Here is a 16,669-nt window from a genome sequence, read left to right as displayed (position 1 = left end):
ATTAGAATATGAGTATCGGTGTTAAGTCTGTGGTGACCGCCGACAGAAAGGCAGCCATGAGTACTACGCCGAAGGTCATCATCTCCACCCGTTGGGTGCGGCGTTCCTCGGACTCACTGACGAGCGTCCCGACCGCACCGAACTCACGTCGCTCGGCGAGGAGGTAGTCCGGTTCGCGCTGCGCCGATACGACTCGGTCGACGCCGCACTGTCGACGTTCGAAGAGTGGCGCGGGTCGAGAACGCGGTTCTGCGACCTCGCCCCCGAGTGGGGCAGTTGACGAGACGCGTCGTCTGGGCGTACCCGGCGACCCAACTGTTGGTCGAGGAACTGCAGACCATGCACGAGGACGGCGTCCGCGACCCGTCGCTCGTCGACCTCGTCGAGTGGCTGCACGTCCTCCACCCGACGTTCACCGTGGAACTGTTCGTTCGGGGAACCCGGGACGTTCGCAGTCGGGTGTTGGACGGGGACGGCGACCTCCGGCTCGAAGCGCTTCGGGAGGGGGACGTCTTTCACTCGCCGACGGTGTTCCAGTTGAAGGCGATGCTGTACCACGCTGGCATCCTCACCGAACGAGGGGCCGAACCGCACCGACTCGACCCGGAGACGGACGTCTGGCGGCTGCGAGAACCGCTGTCGTACCGCCGCTGACCGCGCTCGCACCGACCCTGCCCTGTTGCTCGTGTCGGCCCCGCTCTGTCGCTCGCGCCGACCTCACTCCGGTTCGACGATGGACTGCTCGTCACCGTAGTCGAGCGAGACGGTGTGGCCGGTGTGTCGGGCGTGGGTCTCCGCCCACCGACGCGCGGGGTGTTCGGAGAGGAACTGGTCGCCGTCGGGGCACCGTCGGCAGGTGGCGACCCACGGCGTCACGTCGTCGGGGAAGTGGCCGGTGTGGCGTCTGTGGTCGAGCGCGAACTGCTCGAACGACTGGTTGCCGACGCTCAGCTCGTCGAGTTCGTAACCGAGGTCCCAGGTGCGGTCGCAGCGCGTACAGCGAACCGTCGGCGTATCGTCGACGTCGGCGGCCGGCGGCGTCTCGTTGTCGTCGTTGGGTTCGGACACACCCGCCGTTGCACCGCGAGGCACTTCTATCCGACCGTCGGGCGCAGGAACCATTCATATCGAGTTATGACATACCACTCCGTGGTGTTCGAGTGTGTACGATACGATACTGGTTCCGACCGACGGCAGTGAGGCGGCGGCGCGGGCGGTAGACCACGCACTGCTCTTGGCGGAAGCGACCGACGCGTCGGTGCACGTGCTCTACGTCGTCAACGCCGAGCCGGACGAAGTCGCGGCTTCGACCGACGAACGCGACGCCGAGAACGTACAGGACAGCCTCCGCCGGTTCGGAGAGCGTACGCTCGACGACGCCGACGAACGAGCGGCGTCGACGGCGGTGCCCGTCGAAACGTCGATTCGGACGGGCGTGCCGCACGAGGAGATTCTCGCCGACGCCGACGAACGAGACGTCGACGCGGTGGTGATGGGTACGCACGGGCGCAGCGGCCTGCAGCGATATCTCCTCGGGAGCGTCGCCGAGCGGGTCGTCCGCTTGGCCGACTGTCCGGTGATGACCGTCCACGGCGACGACGACGCCTCGCCGTACGAGCGGATTCTCGTCCCGACCGACGGCAGCGACTGTGCGGCGGTGGCGACCGAACACGCGGTGGCCATCGCCCGCGCGTTCGACGCGGAGCTCCACGCGCTCTCGGCGGTGAATCTCGTGGAGGCGGGCGGTCTGTTCAACGCCGGCGGCGTCGACAGCGGCTTCGTCGAACGGCTCGAGGAACGGGCGCAGACGGGTGCGGACGCGGTCGTCGAACGCGCCCGCGACGCCGACGTCGACGGCGAGGCCACCGTCGTCCACGGCGTTCCCCACGAGGAGATCGGCGAGTACGTCTCCTCGAACGACGTCGACCTCGTGGTGATGGGCACGCACGGCCGCAGCGGCGTTCGACGGTATCTACTCGGCAGCGTGACCGAACGCGTGCTCCGGACCGTCTCGGCTCCGGTTCTCGCGGTGCGTCAGCGGGACGACACCTGAGCCCGGGCGTCGCCGAGCGTGCGGCGGGCTATCGCCGCGAAGTGGCGTCGGAAGAAGGGGAACGCGGCCGAACTGCGTCTGGTTCCGCGCGGGGAGAGAGCTTCAGTACCGCGAGGGGAGGTACGCCAAACCGATGAGCAGGACGACGAGCGCTCCGGAGAGGATGGTGACGCCCTGCAGTCCTTTCAGGTGACGGTTGTACGTCGCGATCTCCTGCTGTTGTGCCTGGTAGCTCGCTCTGTCCTGCGTGAGGTAGACGGTCTCGTTTTCCGGGAAGTAGGCGAGGTACTGCTGGTCGCCGACGGTCACGTTGGCCTGGTCTTCGAGGGCGGCGGTGTTGTTCTGCGGCGCGGTCCACGCCAGCGTCGCCTCGCTGGCGGTGATGTTCTCGACGGTCGTCTGGTTACCCTCGAAGTCGAACTGCTGGCCCTCGTCGTACTGGGTGCTCTCCGGTTCCGGGAAGAACTGGTCTTCGGGGACGAGCGTCGGGTTACCGCTGCCGTCGTTGTAGACGACGTACCGCTGGCCGTCGCGCGTGACCATCTCGTTGTCGACGGACTCGTTCGCCTGCAGCAGCGCCGTGCGGTTCAGTTCCTCACGGAGCGTGAGGCTGTCGGGGTCGGAGTCGTTGGGGATGAGAACGCGGTAGCTCTCGTTGGAGACCGACACCGAGGAGTTGTTCTCCCAGGTCTGTGTGTAGCGTGCGGAGTCGTTCGTCCACGCGATTTCACCGGTGCGAGAGAGCGTGGTCGGACTGCCGTGGTCGCCGCCTTCGACCTGCGCGTCGAGCGACGTCACGGTGTACTGCTGTCCTCCCTGAGTGAACTGGTCACCCTCCTGAAGTTCGTGTTCGGCGTTCTCGAACTGTATCGTCGGTTCTTCGGCCGTCGCAATGAGCGAGTAGGAGGCCGCTCCGACTAACAAGAAGAACGCGACGGAGATGGCTGCGGCGCGTCGTTGCATAGTTTGGGCAAAGGAGAGACGGGGTATAACAATTACTTTTCGCGGACCCGCAACGCGGTGGTCGGCGCGAGAGGAATCGACGAACGCGGGGCCGGTGCCCGCGGAGACGACGGTCGCTACTCGGGAGCGTCGCTGGTGCCGTCGGCGGCGACGGTTATCTCGAAACGTGCACCGCCGCTGTCGCTCTCGACGACGTCGATTCGCCAACCGTGAGCCTCCGTAACCTGCTCGACGATGTTGAGTCCGAACCCTGTGCCCTCCGCCGCGGTCGAGTAGCCCGCCTCGAACACCTCCTCTCGCATCGCCTCGGGGATGCCGGGCCCGTCGTCGGCGACGAAAAAGCCCGTCGGCGTTCGGCCGACCCGCACGGTGACCGGGTCGGCATCGTCGTCAGCCGCTTCGGACCCGTCGTTCGAGCCGTGTTCGACATCGTCGTCGGACGCGGGCCGACTGCCTGCGGAACCGTGTTCCACAGCGTTCCGAAACAGATTCTCGAACAGTTGCCGGAGCTGGTCTCGGTCCGCCTCGACGTGGCCGTCGGCGTCGACGACGAGCGTCGCATCCGCCGTCTCGACCGTCTCCCAACACGCCCGCGCGAGCGACGACAACTGGATTCGTTCGAGTTCCATCGCGGCCTCGCCGCCGTGTGCGAGCGCGAGGAGATCCGCTATCAGCGCCTCCATCCGGTCGAGCGCGCGCGAGATGTGCGGGATGTGTTCGCTCTCGTAATCCTCTTCGAGGAGCTGGAGTCGACCCTGCGCGACCTGCAGCGGGTTTCGGAGGTCGTGGCTGACGACGCTCGCGAACTTGTCGAGCCGCTCGTTCTGTTCGACGAGCGCCGCTTCGCGGGCCTTCCGGTCGCCGATATCTCGGTCCATCGCCACGAATCGGTCCTCGCCGTCGAGCTCGAGGCGAATCAGATGGACCTCGACGGCGACGGTCGTCCCGTCTCGTCGCTCCAGCGCCCCCTCGAAGCGGCGCGGCGTGTTCGTCGGGAGCGCCGCCCAGAACTGCCGTGCACGCTCGGAGTCGGCGGTCGCGTCTATCTCCCAGACCGCTCTCCCGACGAGTTCGCTTTCGGTGTAGCCCAGCTCCTCGCAGATTCGCTCGTTGACGTCGCGTATCGTCCCGTCGGCGTCGTGGATGGCGATCATGTCCGGCGAGTGCTCGAACAGCGCTTCCAGCCGCATCGTGCTCGCGCGCAGCAGTCTCTCGTTTCGCTTCTGCTCGGTCACGTCCTCCTGAAAGCCGACGAAATGCGTGACCGACCCGTGGCCGTCCTCGATGGGAAACACGTGGAGCCGGTTCCAGAACGGGTCACCGCTCGCGTCGTAGTTGAGGAGGTCCGTCGAAATCGCCTCCTCGCTGCCGATCGCCCGCCGGATCTCCGCTACCGTCTCCGGGTCGGTGGCTTCCCCCTGAAGGAACCGACAGTTTCGGCCGAGTGTCTCCCGGCGGCCGTACCCCGTCAGGTTCTCGAACCCCTCGTTTATCCAGACGATGGGGTTGTCTTCCGCGGTGGCGTCGGTGACGACGACACCGAGATGTGCCGCGTCGAGGGCTCGGGTCTTGAGCGCCAGTTCCGCCTCCAGTTCGCCGTCGCGGGCGAGTTCCCGAACGATGCAGACGTGTCCGCCGTCGTCCATCCGTGTGAGGACGAGCCGTTCGGGGACCGGGGCTCCCTCTTTCGTTAGCCCAGTCGAGATTCCGCGCCACGTCCCCCGCCGTTCGAGTTCGGGGAGGATTTCGTCGTGAAACCGCCGGGCCTCCGATTCGTCGTACAACACGTCCCAGTGCCGACCGATCAGTTCGGCGCGAGTGTGGTCGTACACCGCGGCGTACGCCTCGTTGAGATACCGATAGACGCCGTTCTCGTCGACGATTCCGATGGCTTCCTCCGCCGACTCGATCGCCAAGAACGCACGCTGGACCAACGTTTCCGCCCGGTGTTTCTCGGCGAGGTTCTCCACCATATTGGCGAGCACCGGATACACCTCCGGACCGCCTTTCTGAAGGTACTCGTCGACGCCCGCGGTTATCGCCTGGCTCGCAACCTCCTCGCTTCCCTTTCCGGTGAACAGGACGAACGGTGTCTCGATACCCGCTTCGCGTATCTCGTGCAGGAGTTCGAGGCCGGTCGTCCCCGGCATATCGAAATCGCTCACGAGGCAGTCGAACTCCTCGTGTCGCAGCGCTTCGAGCACCTCCGTCGAGTCGGTGAGCGCCGTCGTCTCGGCGCTGTCCAGTTCCCGCCGGAGAAACGCCGCCGACGTCTGGACTGCCTCCTCGTCGTCGTCCACGAGGAGGACCCTCGTCGGCCGGGTTTCGGCGCCGAACGGGACCAGTTCACTCAGCGGAGGCGTCGTCATAGCAGGCCATTCCGCACCACCTGATATAAATCGGAAGCATCACGGAGACAAACGGGACGTCCCGACGGAGACCGACCCACGTCGGTGGCCCCCACGATCCCTTCGAGGGGTTAGAGAGTTGGCAGACAGAAACCGACTACAGCAGCATTCGAAGATCTCTCTCGAACTGGGTGTGGACGGGTCGACTGCAGTTCAGACTACGTCCCGGATAACGTCGAGCACGAGCGAGGGCGACCGAAACGGGTCCGGCGACGGTACCTGACGGTGCGAATCGCGGTCGCTTCTGTGGACGTTGTGACGAATCGATGAGAAGCCAAGGGCCGGATTTGAACCGGCGATGGGCGGCTCTGCAGGCCGCTGCGTTCGGCCGGACTCTGCCACCTTGGCGCATCTGAGTGTATTGGCGTCGTCCGCTTAAGGATAGCGATGTGGTTCGAAATAGAAACGACCCGCGGAGCGGTGCTATCGCTCTGCGGGTGGTGGATGAAGTATGAGTGGTAGGCGGCGAGAACGTGTTTCCAGAGGCTCGCGCACTCCAGTAGTTGCGTTCACGCTGGTGAGCTTAACTTCCGTGTTCGGGATGGGTACGGGTGTTACCTCACCGCTGTGGCCGCCTTAACGCCGACGAACGGAGTCGAACCGTTCTCGCTTCCAAAGTCGGTCTTGCAAGACGAATGTCTTGGGCTTACTCGAACCGTGTTGTACGTGCAATCCAGTAAACGCCTGGACCCGTTCGACGGTCGAACGAATGCAGCGTCTGAAAACCTCTATACCCATGCGGTATGAGTGATGGCTGGTCTGTTAGTGCTCGCGGGCTGAACAACTCGTTGCCTCGTTGCGTACACCCCGAGTCTATCGAACTCGTCTTCTACGAGTGACCTTGGTGGTATCTCTTTTCCATGTGGGTTTCGAGCTTAGATGCGTTCAGCTCTTACCCCGTGTTGCGTGGCTGCCCAGCAACTGCCCTGTCGGACAACTGGTACACCAGTGGCAACCAATCGTAGTTCCTCTCGTACTATACGATCGTTCACGTCAGATACCTCGCACCCCCAATAGATAGCAGCCGACCTGTCTCACGACGGTCTAAACCCAGCTCACGACCTCCTTTAATAGGCGAACAACCTCACCCTTGCCTGCTTCTGCACAGGCAGGATGGAGGGAACCGACATCGAGGTAGCAAGCCACCGGGTCGATATGTGCTCTTGCCGGTGACGACTCTGTTATCCCTAAGGTAGCTTTTCTGTCATCGACGGGCCCCATCTATGGGCCTCGTCGGTTCGCTAGACCACACTTTCGTGTCAGCGACACTCGTTGGGAATGTCACTGTCAGGCTCTCGTTTGCTCTTGCGCTCTTCTTCGGGTTTCCGACCCGAATGAGAGAACCTTCGGGCGCGCTCGATATCTTTTCGAGCGCGTACCGCCCCAGTCAAACTGCCCGGCTACCGGTGTTCTCCTCCCGGAGTGAGAGTCGCAGTCACTGACGGATAGTATTTCAATGGCGCCTCGGTGGCCCGCTAGCGCGGGTACCTGTGTAGCGGCTCCTATCTATGCTGCACATCAGCGACCACGTCTCAGCGACAGCCTGCAGTAAAGCTCTATAGGGTCTTCGCTTCCCCTTGGGGGTCTCCAGACTCCGCACTGGAATGTACAGTTCACCGGGTCCAACGTTGGGACAGTGACGCTCTCATTGATCCATTCATGCAAGCCGCTACTGAAGCGGCAAGGTACTACGCTACCTTAAGAGGGTCATAGTTACCCCCGCCGTTGACAGGTCCTTCGTCCTCTTGTACGAGGTGTTCAGATACCTGCACTGGGCAGGATTCAGTGACCGTACGAGTCCTTGCGGATTTGCGGTCACCTGTGTTGTTACTAGACAGTTGGAGCGTCCGAGTCACTGCGACCTGCCCTGTGAGGGGCAGGCATCCCTTCTTCCGAAGGTACGGGACTAACTTGCCGAATTCCCTAACGTCGGTTATCCCGACAGGCCTTGGCTTTCTCCGCCTGAGCACCTGTGTCGGATCTCGGTACGAGTATCACGCTCGTCTTTTCACGGGCCCGAGGTTGGATCGACTTTCGCTGTCTCACTGTTCGTCCGCTTCGTGCCATGACGGCTTCCACGGAGTTTAGTGATTCGACCGGACGACTGTCCGGCTCGATCTACCCCCAGGCGTCGACTTTGAGTGGTGATAGCACTGGAATATTAACCAGTTACCCTTTTGTCCCATTCGAGTTACGGTGGGACTTAGGATCGGCTAACCCTCGGCTGATTGGCAGTGCCGAGGAACCCTTGCTCATTAGGCCGTCGGGGTTTTCACCCGACTCTCGCTGCTACTGTGACCAGAATTTTCGTCACTGAGCGGTCCACGACGAGTTCTCACCCGTGCTTCCACCCGCTCAGAGTGCCGACCTACTGGATTACTCTGTAAGAGTACCGCCGGGTCTCGGAAGTGGACTTGAGCCCCGATCATTTTCGACGCCTCAAACCTCGGCCGGTAAGCTGTTACGCTTTTCTTAGAGGGTTGCTGCTTCTAAGCTCACCTCCCGGCTGTTTAGGGCTCGAGACTATCTTCGATTGCACTTAGTCCACATTTTGGGTCCTTAACCCAGCTCTGGGTTGTCTCCCTTACGGTTCACAGGCTTACCCCGCAAACCGGACTCCCAGCTTCTACGACGTTCGTAAGTTCGGAGTTTGACAGGGAGGCCGACTCCTCTCGGAGGCGGGTCTCCCAATCGGTCGCTCTACCTCACGAACTATCTCTGCTGAGGTCATGCTTCGACATGTTTCGGTCGGAACCAGCTGTTGCCGAGTTCGATGGGCCTTTCACCCCTACACATGGGTCACGAGAGGGTATTGTAGGACACCAACTCTAACAGGCCTCCACGTGGCTTTCGCCACGCTTCACCTTGCCCCCGTGTAGATCACTCGGTTTCGGGTCGTACCCACTCGGCTCCCCGCCCTTGAAGACGGTGACCCTGGCCGTGAGGCTGCGGTCGTATCGGTTTCCCTGTGCCTTCCTCGATAATCGAGTTAGACTCGCCGAATAGGTACACTCTCTGGTTCGTTTTTCAAAACGCACGACGCGACATCGGCTCCCCTCAAGTCCTACTGCGGAATCGCTTCCGGGTCGTTTGTTGAGGGGCCTTTCATGCCCCGTCGTTCCATCGCCACCTGATTTCAAGCTCTATTGCACGGTCCTTCTCGGAGTGCTTTTCAGCGTTCGCTCACGCTACTTGTTCGCTATCGGTCTCGAGGAATGTTTAGTCTTGGCTGAGGATGCCAGCCATGTTGACGAGGGATATCCGACCCCCGCTACTCTGGAGTTGACCCACGACCGCTCGTCGACGATACGGGGTTGTCACCCTGTATCACGCTTCGTTCCAGAAGACTTCTCGTCGATGATTGGTCGATGGTGGTCAGTCCGAACACCACATTGCCCGTGAGGGCTTCGGTTTGGACTGTGTCGTCTTCACTCGCCGTTACTAACGACATCGCGGTTTGCTTTCTTTTCCTGTCGGTACTAAGATGTTTCAGTTCCCGACGTTCCCCATTGCGCAAAGGCAATTGTGAAGGGATTCCCATTAGGAGATCCTCAGTTCTTGGCTTCCATGCAGCTCCCTGAGGCTTATCGCAGCTTGGCGCGTCCTTCTTCGGTTCTCGAGCCGAGCTATCCACCAGATGGCAAAGTAGCCATACGATGGTATAGTGATGGACACTGTAATCCGTTCGAGTCAATCGAACGGGTCCAGTGGACGTCTGGATTGCACGTACACACGGTTTCATGACACGTGCCGGAGTGAATGGTCACGTGTTCAACCCTTCCCACCCGCGCTTGCACGGGGTGGTGCATCGGTCTTGCTTCGGAGTTGAATCGAGTGGCGTCTCCCACTTAAGGGACACGGTCTTCGATTCACTCCGAGTGATGGACCCACAGGGATTCGAACCCTGGGCATCCTCCTTGCAAAGGAGGCACTCTACCACTGAGCTATGGGCCCACTCCCAGTCGTCGACCGAATTGAGTCGAGAGCTGGGAGCGTCTTTGTGGAGCCAACGTAGTTCTGAGGTGCCCGACCGAGCGATGGTCGTCGGCGATCTCGGACGCGTGCAATGAAAGGTGTGCCAGGCGCGTCGGCCTGGTCACGGGTCAGTAGGAGGTGATCCAGCCGCAGATTCCCCTACGGCTACCTTGTTACGACTTAAGCCCCCTTGCGAAGCCCAGATTCGACTTTCGTGTGAAAGCCTCATCCGGACCTCACTCGGGTGCTTTGACGGGCGGTGTGTGCAAGGAGCAGGGACGTATTCACCGCACTCTTCTGAAATGCGATTACTACCGAATCCAGCTTCATGTGGGCGAGTTTCAGCCCACAATCCGAACTACGACCGGGTTTCTGAGATTACCGTCCTCTTTCGAGGTTGGAACCCTTTGTCCCGGCCATTGTAGCCCGCGTGTTGCCCAGCACATTCGGGGCATACTGACCTACCGTTGCCCGTTCCTTCCTCCGTGTTAGCCACGGCAGTCTCCTTAATGTACCCAACCACCCGGGGGTGTTGCTGGCAATTAAGGATGCGGGTCTCGCTCGTTGCCTGACTTAACAGGACGCCTCACGGTACGAGCTGACGGCGGCCATGCACCTCCTCTCAGTAGCTCAACATAGAGGTCATCAACCTGATGATCATCGCTACTGTCGATGCTGGTGAGATGTCCGGCGTTGAGTCCAATTAAACCGCAGGCTCCTCCGGTTGTAGTGCTCCCCCGCCAATTCCTTTAAGTTTCATCCTTGCGGACGTACTTCCCAGGCGGCCTGTTTAGCGGCTTCCCTACGGCACAGCACCCACTCGTAGTGGGTGCCACACCTAACAGGCATCGTTTACGGCTAGGACTACCCGGGTATCTAATCCGGTTCGAGACCCTAGCTTTCGTCCCTCACTGTCGAGTCCGTCTTCCCAAGGTGCTTTCGCCATCGGCGGTCCGTCCAGGATTACGGGATTTCACTCCTACCCCGGACGTACCCCTTGGGTCTTCCGGCTCCAAGCCGTGTAGTTTTCACCGGACGTCCATCCGTTGAGCGGATGGATTTCCCGATGAACTTACGCGGCCAGCTACGGACGCTTTAGGCCCAATAAAATCGGTCATCACTCGAGCTGCCGGTATTACCGCGGCGGCTGGCACCGGTCTTGCCCAGCTCTTATTCGTGAACCTCCTTACGGTTCACAAAAGCGAGGACTGTATGCCCTCGCACTCGGGGTCCCCTTGTCGCACTGTCGTGCAGTGTAAAGGTTTCGCGCCTGCTGCGCCCCGTAGGGCCCGGAATCTTGTCTCAGATTCCGTCTCCGGGTTCTTGCTCTCACAACCCGTACCGATTATCGGCACGGTGGGCCGTTACCCCACCGTCTACCTAATCGGCCGCAGCCACATCCTACAGCGCCGGAGCGTTTCTGGTACTCGGCATTCCAGCGTGGGTACGGTATGAACTATTAGCCTCAGTTTCCCGAGGTTATCGTTCTCTGTAGGGTAGTTTGGCCACGTGTTACGGAGCTATCCGCTACGAGTCTGAACTCGTACAACTAGCATGGCTAAATCGGACCCCGATAGCAATGACCTCCGGCAGGATCAACCGGAATGTTCCTGACCCGAATGGGTCAGGGGGTGGCGGGATTTGCTCTCTGACGAGAGCGAATCACCGTTATAGGTATTGCATGGTCCGAGTTCGGCGACGGGACCGTCGGTCGGTCGGGTGTCACCGAACTACGTTGGCTCACATCAGATTCCGTCTGTACGGCGGACCGCAGGGGCGGAATCCTCATTTCCTTCGGACCTGAACCAATGCGATTGTCGGGTATAAACCCGTCGAATCTCGTTGGCGGTCCGTGATTGGTGACCGGCTTGAACGGCCACCGAACCACACTGCGTCTTGCTGCATTTCTATTGAGTGGTACGTAGAACTTAACGCTGTTGATTCACTCCTATCTACGAAAAATATCCACAAATTCGAGTTACCGTTCAACGTGGTACTCACCGGCACGGTACAGATCAGTTCTCAGTCGATGCGACACCGTAGCACTCGGCGGGTGGAGAGCGGATGGACGCGATAGTAATATTATCATTCGCACGCATGTGTGAGACAAGATTCGTGTCGGTTTATAAGGCCGGGGCGAGGAAACCAGACCGAACAATGACGACGCCGGCAGATTCAATCGAGATACAGAACGTAGTCGCATCGACTGGTATTGGACAAGAGCTCGACCTGGAGGCGCTCGCAGAGGACCTTCCCGGGGCGGATTTCAATCCGGATAACTTCCCCGGTCTCGTCTACCGGACGCAGAATCCGAAGGCGGCCGCACTCATCTTCCGCTCCGGGAAGATCGTCTGTACTGGTGCCAAGAGCATCGACGACGTCCACGAGGCGCTCGGGATAATATTCGAGAAACTCCGTGACCTGCGTATTCCCGTCGAGGAGAGCCCCGAGATCACCGTCCAGAACATCGTCTCCAGTGCGGACCTCGGCCACAATCTCAACCTCAACGCGCTCGCGATCGGTCTCGGTCTCGAGGACGTCGAGTACGAACCCGAGCAGTTCCCGGGACTCGTCTACCGTATGGACCACCCGGAGGTCGTCATTCTGCTGTTCGGGAGCGGGAAAATCGTTATCACGGGCGGCAAACGAACCGACGACGCCGAGACAGCGGTCGAAGAGATCGTCGAACGAATTCAGAACCTCGGTCTACTCGGCTGACCGACGACGAACGCGTCGACGACGCTATCACGCGAGACGTGACCGGACCCTGCGAGGCGACCGGAGGAGGTCGGCCGCAGCATCGTCTCGGACAAAACCGTCAAATACGGGGGGCAAAAAGAGTCGAGTGGATGACCGCACGCGAGGATATCGCGTTCCTCGTCGGTTCGGCGAGTCGAGTCGCTGTACTCGAACAACTCCAGCGCACGCCACAGCGACCGATAGAACTCGCGGAGACGTGTCCCTGCACGCGCGAGACCGTTCAGCGCGCCCTCGCGGGGTTCACCGAACGAGGGTGGGTCGAGAAGCGTTCGCCGCAGTACCATCTCACACTCGGCGGTGAACTCGTGTTGGATCGGTACCACGCGCTCGTCGAAGCGAACGAGGACGCGAGACGCATCGCTCCGTTCGCCGCGAACGTCTGCGACTCGCTCACCGACCTCTCACACGAGGTGTGCCAGCGCGCGACGATAACCGTCGGAACGTCGGAGGACCCACACGCGCCCATCCACCGATTTCTCTCCGTGCTCGGCACGGATTCCGTCGGCCGGTTCCGCGGGATGACACCCATCGTAAGCCGAGTGTTCAACGAGGCGGCAGCGCGCGTCATCGCACCGAACACCGAGATGGAACTGGTCGTCGACACGTCAGTGCTCGAAGCCTCGCCCGCGGTCGACCCGGAGGCGACCGAGCGAGCGGCCGAACTCGACCAGTTCTCGCTGTATCTATCGCCCTCGCCGATCGACGTCGGCCTCGCGTTGTTCGACGGTTACGCGTGGTTGGGCGCGTACGACACCGGAAACCTGGTCGCGTGCCTCGACGGCGACGACCCGGAACTGGTCGAGTGGGTAGAAAGCGAGTACCAGAGTGTCCGCGAAACGGCCAGCGAGGTCGATCCGGTCTCGACGACGCTCTCGGAGTAGCGGGAGAACGGTTGGCGGAGACGGTGACGTCGGCACCCGAGTCGAGGCCGGTGTGATGGCCCCCGTCACGCGTGATGGTTTCGGGTACATAGTCAGTGAGAAAATATATAACAGCCTCCGACGACGAGCAAAACGCAGTCACCGTTCGCTGACCAGTTTCGGCCCTCCCACCGATTCAGAGCGCGGAGACGACTACGAGTCGCCGTTTTCGGTCAGAACTTCTTTCACTACTTCGGGATTTTCGAGTAGTTGGTGTTTCGTGTAGCTGCCCTCGGCGCTGCCGCCGCTGTGTTTCGACTGTTCGATGATGTCGAGAAACGCGTGTTCTTTCAGTAAGTCGCGAACGCGACGAAGCGAGAGGCTGTCCGACCCCTCCTGTCGACAGATACTCTCGTAAATCTCGTACACGCGACTGGTCCTGAACCCGTCCTTCCGCTGATTCGACAGCGAGAGAACCGCGAGCGCCTGCAGAACGTAGCGCGAGTGCGGTGTCGACCCGCGGATGAGTTCACGGAAGCGGTCCGTCTCCGCGCGTTCGCGCGCTTGCGTGACGTAGATCTCCTTGACCGTCGGTGCGCCGTTCGACTGCGCAATCTCACCGGCGTATCGAAGGATGTCGATAGCCTTCCGCGCGTCACCGTGTTCGCGCGCCGCGAGTGCCGCCGCCCGTGGAATCGTCGACGGGTCGAGGACGCCGTCGCGGAACGCGTCGCTGCGAGCGTCCATGATATCACGGAGCTGGTTGGCGTCGTACGGCGGAAAGACGAACTCGCGCTCGCAGAGGCTGCTCTTGACGCGTTCGTCCATCCGGTCTTTGTACTGTATCTTGTTGCTGATGCCGATGACGCCGAGTTTACAGTTCTCGATCTTGCCGGCCTCGCCCGCACGCGAGAGTTGCATAAGGATGTCGTCGTTCTCCAGTTTGTCTATCTCGTCTAAGATGATGAGGACGACGTCGTACGTCACGTCCAAGATCCGCCACAGGCGCTTGTAGTACGTCGCCGTGCTGAGGCCCTTGTCGGGGACTTTGATGTCGGTGAGTTCCGACTGGTTGACGCTGTCGGCGATAGTCTGGACCGCCTGCGTCTCGGTCGTGTCCTGCGCGCAGTCGACGTAGGCGAACGTCGCGTTGACCGCCTCCTCGCTCGCAGTTTCGACGAGTCGTTGGGAGACGTACTTCGCACAGAGCGACTTTCCGGTTCCCGTCTTCCCGTAGATGAGGACGTTGCTGGGACTCTGTCCGAAGATGGCGGGGTTCACCGCCGTCGCGAGGTCCGAGATCTCGTCGTCGCGGCCGACGATTCGACCCTCACCCGGCAGGTGGCTGATCTCGAGTAGCTCTTTGTTGGCGAATATCGGGTCCTCGCGCGTGAAGAGGTCGTCCCCTGCGTCCGGCATACCCGAGCACACCACGTTTCCGGTGAAATGGTTTCGGATTTCCGACCGTCGACACACACACCACGTTTCCGGTGAACGGGGTCAAAGGTGAGGAGAGGGTCCACACGAAACGGGGGTTTCGGTTCACCGGAAACGAGGTGACCCCTCCCTTCCCGGAAGATTCCAACCGGCGGGGGTCGCGAACTACAGGTGCAACGACGGAGGTGAACGTTCGGAGGATCGGAGTAAACAGTGAGTACAGGGAACGAGAAACGAGGAGTACAGAATGTGATGGGTTCAGACCGGGCAACGACTACGGAGATTAGAACCAACGACTACGGAGATTAGAACTCAACATCTCGGGAGGACGGCCGGAGGCGAATCGAACCGTCGAGCCAGCTGGTCCGATGCTCCCTGCACCGGTCGCACACGAAGTGCGTCGTCGGTCTCTGCGGTACGTCGTCGGTCTCTGAGAGTTCTTCGTAAACTACCCGCAGAACGCTTCACCGACCGTCGATTCATCTGGAACCCGTTCGCAACCTCACTCGATAGAACTACTGCAACCGATTTACTGGACTGTTGTAGGTTACGTGTGATAAATCAGTAGGTTATCGAAGCGGCTCTCATCGACAGACCACCGGCAAATATCCCCCAGAACGACAACCGTCCCTCCCCCTCTCGTTCGGTGCACCGTTTCCGAGCGACGTTTCTTCCCCGTTCACCGGAAACGTGGTGTGTCCGCGCCCGCCTGGACACTCGTGCACCTATTCCCGTTTAATCGTAAAACACCACAGTTCGTCCTCCGAACTGTAGAACGTCACCTCTCGTCGGACGCTACGGATTCTTCCTCGATACGCTTTCACCGGAAACGTGGTGTGCGACACTCTGGCTTACTCGTACCTACTCGCATCTACTCGCACCTACTCGAACACTCGTGCTTGCTCGTACTTGCTCGTGCTTGCCCGCACTTGCCCGCGGACACCCGGTTTCTCACTCTCGCGTGTTCCGTAACGAGTCTCTGGTACCGACAGCCTCTGGTACTGACAGCCTCTGGCACCGACAACCTCTGGTACTGACAGCCTCTGGCACCGACAACCTCTGGTACTGACAGCCTCTGGCACCGACAACCCCTGGTACCCACAACCTCTGAGTCTACAACGAGTCTGTGACAGACCACTCCAAGTGGATACACTCCACTGTGCGACGCCGTGCGCAGCGTCTCAGAGCGGACACCAGTTCTCGCCGAGGCAATATCAGATTTCACCGGAAACAAGGTGTCTGTCAAACGTAGATACAGAGACCTCCTCGACTTTCACCGGAAACTCGGTGTCTCTCACACTCTCCCCGGCATCTACTCGAAATTCACCGGAAATTCGGTGACGGTCGACCTTGTACGTGAGAGGTCGACTGCGGTGTGGAATCGCGTGTCCGGGCTTCTACTGCGGTCCGTCACAATCTCACATTCACCGGAAACGCGGTGTGGGACACGCTCGTCGGGCCGCGCCCGTCGCCGCGGTTCTCTACCCACAGACACGGAGCCGTACACCGTACTCGTGACCCTCTCGACGGTGTTTCACTGACTGCCGGTGGGCGTAACAGTCAATATCGGGCGGAGGTATACGTGTCAACAGTGGCCACTCGACACGGCGGTCAACGCGTCGAATCGCCGAGCATCCGCTCGAAAAGAACGCCACACGACCCGCCGCTCAGAGACCCGACTCTCTACGCGCTCACCGACCATTTCCGCGAGCGACTGCGACAGCCGGGTCGATACGTCTCACTCTCTACGGTGAGCGACGCCATCGAGTACGGACAGCTTCGGTGGAACCGGACCGAGGGGTGGCGATTCGCCCTCGTCCGCAACGGCGTCCGGTTCCTCGTCGTCGTCGGCGACACGGAGACGACCTCGCCGGTCGTGGTCACCGCGTGGACCGAAATCGACGATTGGGACGAGGCGATGGCCGCAGACCGCTGGACGGTCGACGACGTTCACACGATTCGTCTCAGAGCCGCGCTCAGCGAGGAGTCCGACTGCCGGATTCCGTCACGCATCCGTCCGCGAATCGTCGAACGCCCGTTCGAGATGGGCGAACACCGACTCACGACCGCCGCAGGCGACGGCCACGTCGAGTGTTGCGACTGCCGAGGTCGGTTCCGGTCGAAACGACAGTTGCTCACGACCGCCTGTCGTCGGGGCTAAGCGCATCCCACAGTTCGCGACCCTGTCGTCGGGCGTTTACCACGCCGCTGCT

Annotated in this window: 8 protein-coding genes, 2 tRNA genes, 3 rRNA genes and 1 pseudogene; 5 read left to right on the top strand and 9 right to left on the bottom strand. The window is 61.0% G+C overall.

Going from position 1 to position 16,669, the window contains the following annotated elements:
- Window positions 1-94 precede the first annotated feature (94 nt).
- Window positions 95-654, top strand: a pseudogene (locus FCF25_RS00255) (hypothetical protein); the annotation flags it as partial.
- A gap of 63 nt (window positions 655-717) precedes the next feature.
- On the opposite strand, the gene FCF25_RS00250 reads toward FCF25_RS00255, so the two are convergent.
- On the bottom strand, window positions 718-1,068 hold the full coding sequence (locus tag FCF25_RS00250; RefSeq protein WP_117594233.1) for a hypothetical protein: 351 nt from the start codon (window positions 1,066-1,068) through the stop codon (window positions 718-720).
- A gap of 94 nt (window positions 1,069-1,162) precedes the next feature.
- On the opposite strand from FCF25_RS00250, the gene FCF25_RS00245 reads away from it, so the two are divergent.
- Complete coding sequence (locus FCF25_RS00245) at window positions 1,163-2,053, top strand: universal stress protein (protein ID WP_137046908.1); 891 nt, start codon at window positions 1,163-1,165, stop codon at window positions 2,051-2,053.
- Window positions 2,054-2,155: 102 nt separating this feature from the next.
- Here FCF25_RS00245 and FCF25_RS00240 read toward each other — a convergent pair whose 3' ends face one another.
- The 7 genes from FCF25_RS00240 to FCF25_RS00210 form a co-directional block, all read right to left on the bottom strand.
- Window positions 2,156-3,016 (bottom strand): hypothetical protein, encoded by an 861-nt coding sequence (locus tag FCF25_RS00240; RefSeq protein ID WP_117594229.1) that lies wholly within the window; start codon window positions 3,014-3,016, stop codon window positions 2,156-2,158.
- A gap of 116 nt (window positions 3,017-3,132) precedes the next feature.
- Entirely contained in the window at window positions 3,133-5,385 is a 2,253-nt protein-coding gene (locus FCF25_RS00235; RefSeq protein ID WP_137046907.1) for a PAS domain S-box protein, read from the bottom strand.
- A 311-nt stretch (window positions 5,386-5,696) separates the two neighbouring features.
- Window positions 5,697-5,772, bottom strand: a tRNA-Cys gene (locus FCF25_RS00230).
- Between the two features lie 109 nt (window positions 5,773-5,881).
- Window positions 5,882-6,003: ribosomal RNA gene (gene rrf / locus FCF25_RS00225) — 5S ribosomal RNA — on the bottom strand.
- Between the two features lie 163 nt (window positions 6,004-6,166).
- A 23S ribosomal RNA gene (locus FCF25_RS00220) occupies window positions 6,167-9,082 on the bottom strand.
- A 224-nt stretch (window positions 9,083-9,306) separates the two neighbouring features.
- Window positions 9,307-9,378, bottom strand: a tRNA-Ala gene (locus FCF25_RS00215).
- Between the two features lie 154 nt (window positions 9,379-9,532).
- A 16S ribosomal RNA gene (locus tag FCF25_RS00210) occupies window positions 9,533-11,005 on the bottom strand.
- Together the 16S, 23S and 5S rRNA genes with 2 tRNA genes alongside form the textbook arrangement of a ribosomal RNA operon.
- A gap of 551 nt (window positions 11,006-11,556) precedes the next feature.
- Between FCF25_RS00210 and FCF25_RS00205 the strand changes: the two genes are divergently transcribed.
- Together FCF25_RS00205 and FCF25_RS00200 are read left to right on the top strand one after the other, a co-directional pair.
- Complete coding sequence (locus tag FCF25_RS00205) at window positions 11,557-12,117, top strand: TATA-box-binding protein (RefSeq protein WP_117590941.1); 561 nt, start codon at window positions 11,557-11,559, stop codon at window positions 12,115-12,117.
- A gap of 131 nt (window positions 12,118-12,248) precedes the next feature.
- Complete coding sequence (locus tag FCF25_RS00200) at window positions 12,249-13,040, top strand: winged helix-turn-helix domain-containing protein (RefSeq protein ID WP_117590942.1); 792 nt, start codon at window positions 12,249-12,251, stop codon at window positions 13,038-13,040.
- A 192-nt stretch (window positions 13,041-13,232) separates the two neighbouring features.
- Here the strand turns inward: FCF25_RS00200 and FCF25_RS00195 are convergent, their stop codons facing one another.
- Window positions 13,233-14,438 (bottom strand): Cdc6/Cdc18 family protein, encoded by a 1,206-nt coding sequence (locus FCF25_RS00195; protein ID WP_117590943.1) that lies wholly within the window; start codon window positions 14,436-14,438, stop codon window positions 13,233-13,235.
- Window positions 14,439-16,047: 1,609 nt separating this feature from the next.
- On the opposite strand from FCF25_RS00195, the gene FCF25_RS00190 reads away from it, so the two are divergent.
- Window positions 16,048-16,617, top strand: a complete 570-nt coding sequence (locus FCF25_RS00190) for a hypothetical protein (protein ID WP_254425869.1) — start codon at window positions 16,048-16,050, stop codon at window positions 16,615-16,617.
- Window positions 16,618-16,669: the final 52 nt, after the last annotated feature.

This window comes from Haloprofundus sp. MHR1 (assembly GCF_005155585.1).
Classification (GTDB): Archaea; Halobacteriota; Halobacteria; order Halobacteriales; family Haloferacaceae; genus Haloprofundus; species Haloprofundus halophilus.
The sequence above is the reverse complement of the archived record's forward strand: the minus strand, read 5'-3'. Positions and strand labels throughout refer to the sequence as shown.